The sequence below is a fragment of the Deltaproteobacteria bacterium genome (assembly GCA_016210005.1).
In the GTDB taxonomy this organism is placed as follows: Bacteria; Desulfobacterota; Binatia; order HRBIN30; family JACQVA1; genus JACQVA1.
Window position 1 is genome coordinate 1 of sequence record JACQVA010000100.1, and the last position, 14,263, is coordinate 14,263.

Below are 14,263 nucleotides of genomic sequence, written 5' to 3' on the forward strand. Positions count from 1 at the left end.
GCGCTGGCGGGTCGTAGCGAGCCGGTGCCGTGGATTCCCGCTTTCCGTTTCGCGGGAACGACAGATTGCGTCCCTTTCGGCCATGGGCCTCGGCCTGACAGTACACAGTACTGTCAGACTGGTGAGGATTCGCCCGGTCGGCTGCACGTTACCCACAAATTTGTCGCACACCCTTCTGTAACGCTCTCCGACCCCTGCTTTGCCATAGCCTGAGCCGCGCGCTATAGGTTTTGAGCACCTATGTTCACCTCTTTTCGCGAGCCCCCGAAGCGCGCCCGGCGTATCAGCCCGATCGAGGATGCCATCGCCGACCTGCGAGCCGGCCGTATGGTCATCCTCATGGACGATGAGAACCGCGAGAACGAGGGCGACATCTGCATCGCGGCGGAGAAGGTCACCTCCGAAGCCATCAACTTCATGGCCAAGTACGCGCGCGGTCTGATCTGCCTGGCGCTTACCGAGGAGCGCATCCGCGAACTGGGGTTGACGATGATGGTGGCGGAAAACCGCGCCCCGCTGGGCACCGCCTTCACCGTTTCGATCGATGCCCGCCGCGGCATCGGCAACGGGGTTTCAGCCGTGGACCGTGCCGTCACGATCCAGACCGCGGTGCGTGACGGTGCTCGAGCGGAAGATCTGGTGGTGCCGGGCCACGTGTTCCCGCTGCGCGCACGCAAGGGCGGGGTATTGGTACGTACCGGGCAAACCGAGGGCGTGGTCGACCTCGCTCGCTTGGCGGGCCTCAAGCCCGCCGGCGTCATCTGCGAGATCATGAAGGATGACGGCACGATGGCACGGCTGCCGGACCTCGAACGCTTCGCGGCGGTGCACGGGCTCAAGCTGTGCACGGTGGCAGACCTGATCGAGTACCGGATGCGCTGTGATTCGCTGGTCCACCGCGCCGCCGAGGCGCGGCTGCGCAGCCGCTACGGCGGCGAGTTCCGCGCTTACGTCTACCACACCGACGTCGACGACGGTGAGCACCTGGTACTGGTCAAAGGCGAAATCGGACCCAATGAGCCGGTTCTCGTACGCGCTCACTCGGAGTACGTGCCGGGCGACGTGTTCGGTCTGGTGGCGCGCAACACCGGCGCGTTGATTCACCAGGCGATGGAAATGGTGGCCAAAGAGGGGCGCGGCGTGATTCTCTACCTGCGCCAAGAAGGACGCAGTGCTGAAATGCTGGCTCCGAACGGGCGTAGCAGCCGCCAGGCGCGGCAGGACGTCCGCCGCCCCAGCACCGACCCGATCGCGCGGCAGGCGGAGTTTCGCGAGTACGGCATCGGCGCGCAAATCCTTCGCGATGTCGGTGTCGGCAAGATCCGCCTGTTGACCAACTACCCCCGGCGCATGATCAGCCTGCCGGGGTACGGCCTGGAGATCGTCGAGTGTGTACCGTTGAGCGTGCCGGCCAAAGCCGGTGCACCCGCCAAAGCGGCCCGCCCTCGCCCAGGCGCGGCCCGCAAAGTCGCCCCCCTACGCTGAATCGCCGCGCTCACCGCTTCGGGAAGATCGACAGGCCGATGGAGAAGAAATCGGTGTTGAGCCCGCTGTTCTCGCGGCTGATGCCGGCGTTCGAGATGTGACGCATTCGATAGGACAGCGTCAGTGCGGTCGTTCGGTCGAGGAACCAATGCGCCCCCCCGCCCACCTGCGAGCTGAACTGGAAGTGGGTGCCCAAGCCACCGCCGGTCAAGTCGGTGTAGAGCAGCCCCTCGCCGCCTTCGAGAAACGGCACCAGGCGTTGCCCGCGGTCGTAGCTGAGCGAGACGAACAGCAGGTTGGCCCCGGCTTCGACCATTTCCGTGTCGGCATTGATGTACGAAACGATCGGCTCGAATACCATCTCGGCCTGCCAATGACGATCGGCCAGCGGCCGGTCGATCGCTGCCGGAAAGAACAACGTGAGCCGCGGCAACAGCGACGCCATGGTGATCCCGCTGCGGTCGGTTTGACCGAAGGCGCTGCGCAAGCCGAACGATTGCAGCCCCTGACGGCCGTTGTCCTCGGCCGCCACCGGCCGCGACAGCGCTGCGAGCAGCACCAGCACAGGCACAACTATAGAACGGCGCAGCATCGAAGCATTCCTATCCTGGGCGCGATGACGTTGGCGCAACTGTTATATCGCCATCGGCTGGCAGGCAAGTGGCTCGCCGCGCGCTGGTTGGTACTGTGTACCGTCGCGTTGTGCCTCATGTCCGTGCCAGCAGCGCTCGCGGCACCCGCCAAAGTGACGCTATCCCTGGAGGCAACCGGCGAGTCGGCGCCGCGCGGCGGCTTGATGCCGCTGGATATCTTCGCCCTCATCGAGCCCGGCTGGCACATTAACGCCCACAAGCCTACCGATGCCTACCTAATCCCCACTGCAGCGACCCTGGAGTTACCGCCAGGGCTCACCGCGGAGCCTATTCAATACCCGCCGCCCGACCGCAAGGCATTCACCTTCGCGCAGGGCAAGGAGCTCTTGGTCTACGAGGGCAAACTCGGCCTGGCCAGCGGGTTACATGTGCCGGCGGACCTTGCCAGCATGCGTATTCGCCTCGTCGCGAAGCTGCGCTACCAGGCCTGCAATGACACCACCTGTTTGCCGCCGGCCACGACGACGGCGGAGCTCTGGGTGCCGGTCGGCAGCGAAGTCGCGGTCGCGCCTGAGGGGCTGGCGCCGGCGCGCGCGCCGGCGGCGGCTGCCGACACTGCCGTCAGCCGTTGGCTCGATGAGCGCGGCCTGCTGTTCACGCTGCTGGCAGTGGCTCTGCTCGGCGTCGGGCTCAATCTAACTCCATGTGTGTACCCGCTGATTTCGGTTACGGTGTCGTACTTCGGCGGCCGCAGCCGTGATCACGCCGGGCAGACGGCGCTGCTGGCCGTGGTCTACGTGCTCGGGGTGGCGCTGTCTTTTGCGGCACTGGGAACCGCGGCGGCGCTCTCTGGCGGCTTGTTCGGCGCCGCGCTGCAGCGGCCGGCGGTGCTGGCCGGCATCGCCACGGTCATGGTTATGCTAGCCCTCAGTTCCTTCGGGCTCTACCAGTTGCAGCCACCGGCGGCGCTCTTGCGCTGGGCCGGCGGCACGGCCCACGGAGTTGGGGGCGCGGCCTTCATGGGGCTGACCATGGGCATCGTGGCCGCGCCCTGCATCGGCCCGCTGGTGCTGGCGCTCTTGGTCGCGGTCGGAACGCGGCAGGACGCACTCCTCGGCTTCCTGCTGTTCTTTGCCCTCGGGTGCGGCATGGGGCTGCCGTACCTCGTGCTGGCGATGGCGGCGGGTTCGCTGCGCCGCTTGCCGCGTTCGGGCGAGTGGCTGCTCTGGACCGAGCGGCTCTTCGGCTTCGTGCTGTTGGGGATGGCGGCCTATTTTGTCGCGCCGTTGTTGCCACCAACGGTGCGGGGCTTCGTCGTTCCAGCTTTGATGGTCATCGCCGGCATCTACCTCGGTTTCGTTGACCCCTGCGGGCGCGCTCTGCCGGTCTTCCGCCAATTGAAACAAGCAGTGGGACTGACGGCGATTGCGCTGGCTTTGTGGCTCGGTTGGCCGCCGCCGGCCGAGAGCGCGATCGCGTGGCGGCAGCTGGACTCGGCCGTTCTCCAGACGGCGCGGGCTGGCAACCGGCCGGTGGTGCTCGATTTCGGCGCCGAGTGGTGTCTGCCCTGCCGCGACATGGCTCGCACCACTTTCGTCGACCGCCAAGTGGTCCAGGCCGCCGCGCGCTTCGAGATGGTGCACGCCGACGTGACCGAGGAGAACGAGCAAAACCAGGCGCTGCTCGAACAATTCGACGTCCGCGGCGTGCCGACACTGCTCGTATTCGACGCCGGCGGCAAGGAAGTCGCCAGGATGGTCGGTTACACCTCCGCAGAGGAGTTGCTGGCCGCAATGGCCAAGGCCGGTTAAGAGTACCAAGGCCGTGCCCGGAAATCTTTGCGGGACGAGCAGAAATTCTGTCGTTCGTGCATGCGGTTTCTCGAAGCAACTGCTGGCGCCAGTTGCGCGCAGCGCTGAGTTGTCTTGCGGCGCCGGCGCTACAGTTCGGCCGCGGGCCGGCGGGCGGCTTGTAGTGCCGCGCGCCAAAAGCGCGGCTGCACCAGCATGCGCCAGAGCACGTCACCGCGCGCGAACGCTCCGCCCATGGTCGCACCGCGCCAGGTGCGCAACGCCTGCAACCGTTGTCCCGCGCCGGCTTGATGCAGGGTGCGCAGTAGTGCCCGCAAGGAGCCCCACTTGACGCACGCCGGGCTCTGGCTCGGCACCGGCTGGCCATTGCGCCCGATGGTCTCGCAGTACAGCAGGTACGGCAGGTTGACCCCGCAGCGTGCGGCCAGCTCGATCCACAGCCACGGGCGAGGATTGAAGTCGAGCAGCCTGAGTTGCCCGTCCGCGGCATCGTGCTTGAACTCGATGTCGGCCAAACCAACAAAGCCGGCGTGATCGACCAAGCGCCATGTCAGCGCCTCGACCGCGGGCAGCGGCACGCCCTCCACCACCGAGCCGTCGCCGAAGTCGTGCGGCACCTGCGCCAGCTTGCGAGCGGTAAACAGCGCCCGCGTGCCGTCGTGGCCGGCAAATACACCGGCGGTGACCAAGTCAGTCACGGCGCCGGCGATGGGCCGTTGCAGCAGCAGGGCGAACCCCAAGGCGTGAGCCCGGGTAACCACTTGCTGTGCCGCGGTGGCGTCGCGCACCAGCAAGGCCTTCGCGCCGAATTCCTCGCGAAACGAGCGCAGGCACGAGTTGCCCGTCCAGATCACTCGGTGTTCCGGCTTAAGCACCAATGGATAGGGTAGCCCGGCCGGCACTTCGTCGCCGTTGATCTCCCAGGTCTCCGGAGTCGGTACGCCGGCGGCAGCGGCCAGCTCGTACAGCCGTAGCTTCGACTGCAAGCCCGCCAGTTGTGCGGCCGCCGGGATCGTCAGCCGATAATACGCGGCGAGTTCCTGGCGATGGCGGGCAACGGCCATGAGCGTTGATTCATCGGCCACGAACAGCACTGGCCGAGTCGCAAGCCCGCGCCCGATCGCGCTCAAGCCCTCGACGAACGCGCGTCCGGCTTCGGCCGGCGGGCAGGCCACGGCGCGGGAGTAGCGCGAGTACTGTGCCGGGCCCAACGCGCTCGTCGCCGCCACCGTGCACGGCACACCGCGGGCGGCCAGACTGCGCACCAACCCCAACGCGGTAAGGTTGTCGGGAATGATCACCGCCGGCGACAGCTGCTGGTCTTCCACCGCCGCTCCTATCGGTCCTCGTAAGCGCAACAGACGTGGAACCACCGAGGCACAGAACACACCCGTCCTATCCGTGCTTTCGATGACCTGTGCCAGGCTCAATACCCGCTGTGCCCGACGGGCAACTGGGTGTGCAACACGTCGGCAGCAGTTTCCGCGCGGCGGATCAGGTGCAGCTGGCCGTGCCGGTCAACGAAATAGACCGGCGCTCGCGGACGGGTGAACTGATTGGCGCGGGCAATCGAATAGGCCCCGGTATCCAAGATCGCCACCGTATCCCCGCACTCAGGCGCCGGCGCCGGATGGTTGTAAAGCAACACGTCCTGCGCCGCCAAGGTTGGGCCGGCGAAATGCCACCTCCGCGTGGCCGCGGCGCCGGCGTGTGCCGGCAGCTTCAACCGCCATTCGGAAAAGGAGAGCTTCTCGGGCAGGTCGTTCAAACTCACATCGATGTAAACCCAGGGCGGCTTCACCACCCGCACCCGTCCCAGCATGAGCCCGGCTCCGGCCACCAAGGTCCGGCCCGGCTCCAGGGCCAGCACGGCCGGCAGCTGATGCTGGCGGCGCAAGGCGATGGCGTGCTCCGCCATGCGCTGCGCGAGGCTCAGGCTCGATTGCGCCCCCGCTTGCAACCACCCCAGCCGCTCCCACAGCGGCGCCAGACCGAAGCGGCGGGCCACGCGCAAGTTGACCATCGTGTCCGCCGGCAGGCCGCCACCGAGATTTATCTCCTCGATGTGAACGCCGCGCTGGCGCAGCCTGGCGGCGACGCCGAAGCATTCCTCCAGAGCCTGCAAGTAAGGCTCGGCATGCGTGACCTGCGAGCCCACATGGGTCATCAACCCCGCCCACTCGAGTTCGCCCGCGCGCCTGATCACTTCCGCCAGGCTCTCCACCTCGCTCAGCCGGAAACCGAACTTGTGCTCGTAAGATCGCAAGACTAGGTGGCGGGCGGCCGGCCGCCGCAGTGGTCCGATGCGTACGCCGATGCGCACGCGGCGCCCGGCCCGCCGAGCGAGCCGGCCGACGGTGGCAATCTCAGCCTCGGACTCGACGTTGATTAGATGCACCCCGCCATCGATTGCCCGGGTCAGTTCCTGCTCGTCTTTCAACGGGCCGTCGACGATCACCCGCCGCCAGGGGAAGCCCGCGCGTTCGATCGCCAGCCGTTCAACGCTCCCGGAGATCTCGGCCCCGCAGCCGAGATCGCACAACGCTGCCAGTACGCCGGTCTCGAAATTCGATTTGACCGAGTAGTAGAGCCGCACCGGCTCAGCCGTGGCCAGCGCCGCTTGCAGCGCGGCGTAACCGTCGCGCAGTGTCTGCTCGAACAAGACGTATGCGGGGGTTCCGGTACGCTCGGCCAGACCGCACAGATCGGCGGCTTCAGGCGTGACGCCGCCAGGGGTGGGGCGGGCGGGGGAAGCGGCCGGGTCGAACATCTACTGTAATTTGTAGCGCCCCGGCCCGGCTAAAGGCAAGCTGAATAGCGGGCGCCGGAAAAGCCGCACGTCACCAGTAGCCGTCGTCAACGAAGCTGACGTAACGGCCCCTACCGATCACGATGTGATCGAGCACGCGGACGCCGACCAGGTCGCCGACCTCGCGCAGGCGGCGGGTGATTTCGATATCTTCCTTGCTCGGCGTGGGGTCGCCGCTGGGGTGGTTGTGGACGAAGACGACCGCCGCCGCCGATTCGCGTACCACCGGGGCAAACACGTCGCGCGGGTGCACGATGCTAGCGGTCAGCGAGCCGAGCGATACCGGCACGTCTTTGATCTTGCGGTGCTTGTTGTCGAGCAGCACGGCGTAGAAGTGCTCGCGCCGCTCCTCGGCTAGCCGCTCGCGGTAATGGGCGTAGACGTCATAACTCCCATGCAGGGAATCGCCTGGGGCGAATTCGCGTTCGCCGTAACGCTTGGCGATCTCCAGCACGGCGAGAATCTCGGCGATCTTGGCTTCGCCAAGGCCGTCGATGCGCTGCAACTCGCCCGGCCCTAGGGTCGCCAGCTGTCGCCAGTCATTGCCGCACTTCTCCATCAGGGCGCGGGCCTGATCGAGCGCGCTGCGCCCGCGCAGGCCGGTACGCAACAAGATCGCCAGCAGCTCGGCGTTGGACAGTGAGCTCGCCCCGCGCTCGAGTAGCTTTTCCCGCGGCCGATCGCCGCGTGGCCACTGCTTGATGCTGACACCCGACATGGCGCGCCCTATACCCCGCCGGCAACGCCGCCATCGAGCCGCAGCCAAAGTGGACGACCGCCACTGTGGCTAGACATGACAAGCAGTCTACCGCTGGGCAAGCGGCAGAAAATCCTCTGGCCCAAGCTGCTTGCCTTGCCGCAGCTCGCGCGACGAATTCGGGCCCGCGCCCCTGCCGCCGCCGAACGCCAGCGGGCTCGTGCCCGCTATTTTTCGCCGGCTGCGGGCTTGGGTGCGGGGGCTTGCTTTGGCGCCGGCTTCTGCTCACCCGAGCCGGCCTGCTGGCATTTCTTCACTTCGTCGATGCTGATCACCATGGTCTCGGCCACATCTTCAGCCGAGCGGCCGGTGCTCAGGTAGCGCCGCACTTGCTCACAGTTCACTGTCGAGAACGCCGCCAGCGGCATCATCATAACCACGCCTGCAACCAGCAGGGTCAGAACCAGGGTACGCATATGATCATCTCCTTATGACAGTCGGGAATCGGCAGGCAGCCGCTTCGATAGCACCACTACCGGCGAGCAGCAATCAGCCCAGTAGCGGCAACACCATCAGTTAGCCCGAAATAGCCGCCCTAAGCGGTCTGTGCCAGCTTGGCGCTCTTGGCCTCCGCCCCCGGCACCGGCACGCCGAGATGGCGGCCCAAGGCCTGGACTAGTTGGCTCGCCGACATCGGCAGCTCGCGGGCCGCACGCAGCGCTTGCTGGCGGAAATCGGCCATGCTGGTGGCATCCGGCAGCAGCACGGCGATGGGCAGATCACGCAGCTTGGCGTCGGAGCGCAGCCGGCTGATCAGCCGTAGGCCCTCGCCGCGCGGCAGCGCGAAGTCCACCAACACCACGTCGGGCTTGATCATCGGCAGCAGATCGACGGCTTGGCGCACGTCGAAGGCCACCGAAGTCGAGCAGCGCACGCGCGCCAACACCTCGCGCAGCGCGCCGGTCATCTCGACGTTGTCACTGACGGCCAACAGCCGCTGCACCGCCCCGCGGCGCTCGAGCAAGCGGGTGACGCAGCTGTCGGGGTCGATCGGGGGAACGAAGAAATCGACCGGGCCGAAGGCAAAACCGCACGAGCCATCGGCACAGTAGGCGAAGACGTCGCCGTATTCTTCATCAGCCGTCGCCTGGATGGCGGCGAGCGGATCCGGGGCGCGGTTGAGCAGGTTGACCGCCAGCATCTGAACGCCGGGGCCGGCCGGGCGCTTGTTGTCCAAGGCGTTGAGGTAGTTGGACCCGGGCACGCGGGTGAGCACCTCACGCACCGAGTCGCGGAAGGCTTTGTTCTCTTCGAGATGGACGAAGGTAAGCGGGCCGGAGGTCGTGATCGGGCGCCGGGCCGCGCCGGCTGGTGCTGCCGCGGCTGCCGCCGCCGCTGCCGGCCGGGACGGTGCGCCGGGGCGTGGCGTCGCCGCCGGTGCCGCCGCAGCCGGCCGCGGCGCTGCCGCCGGCGCGCTCTCCTCCGCTTTCGGCCGCGGCGACCCCGCCGTCAGCGCGCGCAATTCCTGGAGCTGCTGTTCGATCTCGGCCCGTTCCACCCGCATCGCCGCCAGCTGCGCGATGGCGTCATCACACGCTTGGCGAGTAAGGCCGAGCTCATCGCTCAGCCGCTGCACTTCTTGCACGCGTGCTTGCAAGGCCTCGTTGCGCTGGTTCAGCTCCACCATGTAGCCGGCGACGGCTGCCGAATGCCGCTGTACGGCCTCGCCGTGTTGCCGTTCGATCTCGGCGATCTTTGTCTCCAGCCGGGTGATGTCGGCCTTCTGCTTGCGGGACTCGTCGCCCGCGGGGCGTGGCCGCCGCAGCCGTTCGCACTCGCGTTCGAGCTGGCCGGTCAGTGCGGTCATCTGATCCACACGCAACAGCAGGTCACGGCGCTCGCCATCGAGCTCTGCGATCCGCCCCGCCATGGTCTCTTGTGCCTGGAGCGCACTGACGGTTTGCTCCTGGACGGTTTCGAGGTAATGCGTCAGTTCGGCGTTGCGGCGCTCGGCCGCTGCCAGCGCGGCACGGTACTGGCCGACCTCGCCTTCCGGAACGGTCGCCTGGAGCGCGCGCAACTCGGCCTGGATGGCTTCGATGGTGGCCGAGCGTTGCGCCGCATCGGCGCGAACCGCTTCCAATTCGCGTTGGAGCTGCAGTTGCGCGGCTTGCCAGGCGAGCTCGCCGCTACGCAAACCCGTGTGCGCCGCGCCGAGATCGGCCTCCAAGGTCCGCACCCGCTCGGCCAAGGCCACGGCTTGGGCGCGGGCGTCGTCCGCCCGCGCTTGCTCCGCCGCAAGTTGCCCTGCCATTTCTTCGCGCGCGGCCACCAGCTCCGCTTCGCGTTGGCCGGCGGCCTCGTCCCGCGACCCCTCGCCGGCACCGTTGCTCGCCGCGGCTTCGAGCTGGGCCACGCGTGCTTGCCGCACCCGCAGTTCCTCTTCCAGCGAGGCAATGCGATTCGAGAGCGAGGTCCTCACGGTGTCGCGCTCGGCCAACTGGGTTTCGAGGGCGCGCACCTGTACCCGCACGGCTTCCATCGCGATGCGGCGTTTCTCCAGCTCATCCCGCGCCGCTGCCAGCTCGGTTGCGAGCGCCGCCTGCGTTGCACCCAGGCTCTTTTCGCGCTCCTGCGCCAGCGCGGCCGCGGCTTGCAGCTGTTCATCGTAGCGCCGGCGCGCGCGCTCGCTCTCGGCACTCACGCTTTCCAAGGCTTCGGTGCGCTCGCCGAGGACAGCTTGCAGCTCGGTCAGCTGCCGGCTCAGCGCTTCGTTCTCGGCGGCCCGCGTGCTGAGCTGCTCCTCGAACGTCCGTTGCCTGACCTGCGCCACCTCCACGTTCACTTGGCCGGTGGCGAAATCGGCACGGATGCCATCGAGTTCGCGCTGTAGTTGCTCCTGGACCGCGACCAGTTCGGCCTCGCGCTCGCGGGCCGTGCGGGTGGCTTCGGTCGCCGTTTGCAGCTCCGCGCTGTACCATTGCGAAAGGGCTTCAGCGTCGCGGTTGAGCTGCTTGATGACGTGCTCACGCTGGGCGCATTCCGCCTCCAGTTCCGCGACCCGAGCGCGCTCCGCCTCCGCCTCCGCCGCCCCCGCAGCGCGCAACTCGGTGAGCGCCCGCTCCAGGTCGCCGCACTGGCGCACGCGTGCATCGCGGTCGGCTTCGATGGCCGCCAAACGGTCCACCAGCGCCGAGCGATCACCTTCCAGCGCTCCCTGCACTGCTTGCAGCGCCTGCCGGTGTTCATCCTCGCGTTGGCGGGCGGCGGCCTCGAAGAGCGCCCGTTCGCGTTCGCGCTCCTCGCGCAGCGCGCCCAGCTCCTGCTCGATCTCGGCGCGCAGCTGAGTGGCCGCCAGCAGCTCGGCTTCCAACCCGCGCAGGCGCTCGCCCAGTGTGGTGACTTCCTCGCGTGCCGTCAGGGCTTCCGACTGCGCCTCTTCGAGCTGGCGAGCGACCTCATCGCGGGCGGCCACCAATTCGGCTTCGCGCTGGCTGGCGGTCTCCTGCCAGGCGTTCAGCTCCGCCGTCTGGGCGGTAGCGGCCGCCGCCAGTTGCTCAGCCAGGCAGGCGCGCTGTTGTTGGGCCTCGGCCAGCTGTGCCTCAAGCGATTGCAAGCGCGCCGCGGCGTCACCCCGCGCCGCCGCTTGGGTGTGGTGCGACTCTTCCAGCGCGGTGTTCAGCTCCTGCTCGCGCTGGCGCAACGCGGCCAGCTGCGCCTCGAACTGCCGCGCCGCCTCGTCGCGCGCGGCCACCAACTCGGCCTCGCGTTGCGCCGCCGTCTCTTGCCAGCTGCTCAACTCGGCGGCCTGGGCCGCGCTGGTCTTTTCCAGCTGCTCCGCCGCCTGCGCCCGCCGGTGCTGTTCGGCCACTAGCTGTTCATTGAGCGAGTGCAGCTGCACCTGCGCCTCCGCCCGCGTCCGCTCGTGCGTTTCCCGCACCTCCGCCAGCACCGTGCTCAGCTCCTGCTCGCGAGCACGAAGTTCGTCGAGTTCAGCGTTGAGTTGCCGCGTCGCCTGGTTGTGGGCCGCAGCCAAGTCTGCCTCGCGCTGCGCCGCCGTTTCCTGCCAGCGCTTCGACTCGGCTGAGTGCGCCGCCGCGGCCGCCTCCATTTGCTGAGCTAACCCCGCGCTCTGCTGCCGCGCGGCGGCGAGTTGGTCGTTGAGCTGTTGCACCCGGGCTTGGCCGTCGGCCGAAGCCAGCGCCTGTGCTTGCTGCGCGGCCGCCAGCGCCGCGCTCAGTTCTTGCTCACGTTGCCTAAAGGCATCGACCTCGCCCGCCAGCTGCTTGACTACGGCGTCGCGCGCCGCCACCAGCTCGCCCTCGCGTTGCGCCGCGGTCTCTTGCCAGCCGCTCAACTCCGCCGCGTGCGCCGCGCGCTCCGCCTCCAGCTGCGCCAGCGCTTCGCCACGCTGTTGCTGTTCAGCGGCGCAAGCGGCGCTTGCACGCTCCAGCTGCTCTGCCAAGTCAGCGCGCTGTTGTGCTTGCACCGCCAGCTGTTCATTGAGCGCCTGCGCCTGTGCCTGTGCCTGCTCTCGTCCCTGGCGCAGTGCTGACAGGGCCGTGCTCAGCTCCTGCTCACGCTGTTGGAACGTCGCCGTTTCGCCGGCCAGTTGCTCGGCCAGGGCATCGCGCGCGGCCACTAGCTCGGCCTCGCGTTGCGCGGCCGTCTCTTGCCAAGCGCTCAGCTCAGCCGCGTGCTCTGCGCGCGCGCTCGCCAACTGCTCGGCGGCTTCGGCGCGTTGCTGCACTTCACCACTGAGCTGTTCGCTCAGCGCCAGCAGGCGCGCGGCGGTGTCCGCCTGCGCCTGTTCATGGGTCTGGCGCAACTCGTCGAGCGCGGCCGCGAGTCCTTGTTCGCGCGCGCACGCGGCGGCAAGGTCGCCATCGAGTTGCCCCAGCTGTTGCCGCAGCGCCTGTCGCGCCCCGGTCTCATCCGCCAATTGCTGGCGCGCCTGTGCGAGCGCTACCTGCATCTGGTCGCGGTCGGCATGCAGAATGCGCAACGTTTCTTCCGCGCCGGCTTGTTGCGCCTGCAGCGCCGCCAGGGTCTGCTGCTGCTCACCCAGTTGCGCCGCCGCGGCCTCCGCCGAGCGTTCGCGCTCGGCCAACTGCTGCTGCACCTGGGCGACTTGGGCGGTCAGGGCCGCGACGGCAGCCGCGGCGGCGGCCTGCTCCTCCTGCTGCCGTTCGATCTCGGCGACATGGATGGCGCTCTCGGTCTCCAGATCCGCGATGCGGCACTGCGCCGTCTCGAGGGCGGCGTTCAACTCGGCGTTGCTGCCCTGGAGTTGCTCGGCCGCGGTGCGTGTCTGTAGCAATATTTCCTGCCACTGCTCGGCCCGCCTAGCGGCGCTTTGGACCTCGCCTTCCGCGCGCGCACGCACGGCCTGCGCGCTTCGCTTCAATGCGTCAACCTGCGCCAACGCTTCGCGCAGGCGTGACTCGGTGAGTTGGCCCTTCTCGCGGCTGCCGCTCTCGGCGGCCTGCACCCGCCGAATCAAGGCGTCGCGCTCGCGGCGCAGCTCCTCGACGGTCGACTGCAGGCAAACCAGATCTTCGAGTGTCGGCGGCGTCTCGCTCGCAACGGAAGCCGGTTTCGCGCTCGGCAGTTCGGAATCGTCCTGATCGGTCATTACACGGTCCACTCACACCGACGCCCGGCGGTCGTCGATGACCACGCACGATAATTCAGTCACCGGCGCGGCCGGCCGGCCGTCGACGCCGACGGCCGCGCACAGGTATTCGGCCAGGCGTGCCGGGGGAAACTGCAAGGCGGCGCAGCCCGCCTTCACCGCCGCCCCCGGCATGCCCCAAACCACCGAGCTAGGTTCGTCCTGCGCCAATGCGGCCGCGCCGTTGCTGCGCAAGGCTTTCATCCCCTCCACGCCGTCGTCGCCCATGCCGCTCAGCAGTACCGCTTGCACGCGGTGGGCGACGGCGCGCAGGCTGTCGAACAGTACATCGACGCTGGGGCGGTGCAGGTTGCGCCGGCCGCCGGCGTGCAGCTTGATGTGCTCGTCGGCGACCTCCATGTGCAGACCGCCGGGGGCAATGTAAGCAACCCCGGGCACCAACGGGTCGCCATGGCGCGCCTCGACCACGGTCAAGGCGCAGCGCTGGTCCAGGCAATGGGCCAAGTCGCTGGTGTAGCCCGGCGGCATGTGCTGGACGATCAATAGGCAGCCGCGAAATCCGAACGGGATCGACGGCAGCATTTCCCCCAGCGCAGCCGGGCCGCCGGTCGAGGAGCCAATTGCCACGATCGGCAGCAGCTCCTTCTTGCCGGGCTTCTCTTTGCGCTCGACGCGGGGCCGCTGCGGTTCGTGGGTGCTGCTCAACGGTGCCACCGCCGCCGGCCGCCGCATCATGCCGAAGGCAGCGCTGCGCACCACCCGCACGCGGGCGGCGGCTCGTACTTTGAAGCGAATCTCCTCCGCTTGCAGGTCCAAGTCCAAGCTGACACCGACTCGCGACGGTTTCTCCACGATCTCCACCGCACCGTAGGTCATCGCCTGAGCCGCCGCCTTGCCGCCGCGTTTGGTGTACGAGCTGATAATGACAATCGGGACCGGATGGCGCCCCATGATGACCTCGGTGGCACGCAGGCCGTCGACGTGCGGCATGTTCACGTCCATGGTGACGGCGTCCGGGCGCAGCCGTTGGGTCAGCTCGATCGCTTCGGCGCCGTCGCGCGCCGTTGCGATGACTTCGATATCGCCTTCAGCTTGCAGGATGTGGGTAATCGTCCGGCGCATCATGCCGGAGTCGTCGGCCACCACCACGCGCAAGCGCCGCGCGCGTTCGGCCGTCCCATCGTCCTCAGCCAGAGCCCTCACCCCTGATGCCGGCATGGCGAACCATCCCCC

The 14,263-nt window shown here is 68.1% G+C and carries 9 protein-coding genes; 2 read left to right on the forward strand and 7 right to left on the reverse strand.

Going from position 1 to position 14,263, the window contains the following annotated elements:
- The first annotated feature begins 240 nt into the window (after positions 1-240).
- Complete coding sequence (ribB, locus tag HY699_09925) at positions 241-1,485, forward strand: 3,4-dihydroxy-2-butanone-4-phosphate synthase (GenBank protein MBI4516116.1); 1,245 nt, start codon at positions 241-243, stop codon at positions 1,483-1,485.
- 10 nt (positions 1,486-1,495) lie between these two features.
- Here ribB and HY699_09930 read toward each other — a convergent pair whose 3' ends face one another.
- Complete coding sequence (locus HY699_09930; GenBank protein ID MBI4516117.1) at positions 1,496-2,077, reverse strand: acyloxyacyl hydrolase; 582 nt, start codon at positions 2,075-2,077, stop codon at positions 1,496-1,498.
- Between the two features lie 117 nt (positions 2,078-2,194).
- On the opposite strand from HY699_09930, the gene HY699_09935 reads away from it, so the two are divergent.
- Positions 2,195-3,889: a thioredoxin fold domain-containing protein gene (locus HY699_09935; GenBank protein MBI4516118.1), complete on the forward strand. Its 1,695-nt coding sequence runs from the start codon at positions 2,195-2,197 to the stop codon at positions 3,887-3,889.
- 128 nt (positions 3,890-4,017) lie between these two features.
- On the opposite strand, the gene HY699_09940 is transcribed toward HY699_09935, so the two are convergent.
- The 6 genes from HY699_09940 to cheB all read right to left on the reverse strand — a co-directional run bounded on the left by HY699_09940 (position 4,018) and on the right by cheB (position 14,248).
- Positions 4,018-5,217 (reverse strand): hypothetical protein, encoded by a 1,200-nt coding sequence (locus HY699_09940; GenBank protein MBI4516119.1) that lies wholly within the window; start codon positions 5,215-5,217, stop codon positions 4,018-4,020.
- A gap of 98 nt (positions 5,218-5,315) precedes the next feature.
- Positions 5,316-6,659, reverse strand: coding sequence for an alanine racemase (locus tag HY699_09945; protein MBI4516120.1), 1,344 nt, complete (start codon positions 6,657-6,659; stop codon positions 5,316-5,318).
- A 70-nt stretch (positions 6,660-6,729) separates the two neighbouring features.
- Positions 6,730-7,416, reverse strand: coding sequence for a DNA repair protein RadC (gene radC / locus HY699_09950; protein ID MBI4516121.1), 687 nt, complete (start codon positions 7,414-7,416; stop codon positions 6,730-6,732).
- A gap of 206 nt (positions 7,417-7,622) precedes the next feature.
- Positions 7,623-7,871, reverse strand: coding sequence for a hypothetical protein (locus HY699_09955; protein MBI4516122.1), 249 nt, complete (start codon positions 7,869-7,871; stop codon positions 7,623-7,625).
- 119 nt (positions 7,872-7,990) lie between these two features.
- Positions 7,991-13,030: a response regulator gene (locus HY699_09960; GenBank protein MBI4516123.1), complete on the reverse strand. Its 5,040-nt coding sequence runs from the start codon at positions 13,028-13,030 to the stop codon at positions 7,991-7,993.
- Positions 13,031-13,042: 12 nt separating this feature from the next.
- Positions 13,043-14,248 carry a chemotaxis-specific protein-glutamate methyltransferase CheB gene (cheB, locus tag HY699_09965; protein ID MBI4516124.1) on the reverse strand — a complete coding sequence of 402 codons (1,206 nt, stop codon included), beginning with the start codon at positions 14,246-14,248 and terminating at the stop codon, positions 13,043-13,045.
- Positions 14,249-14,263: the final 15 nt, after the last annotated feature.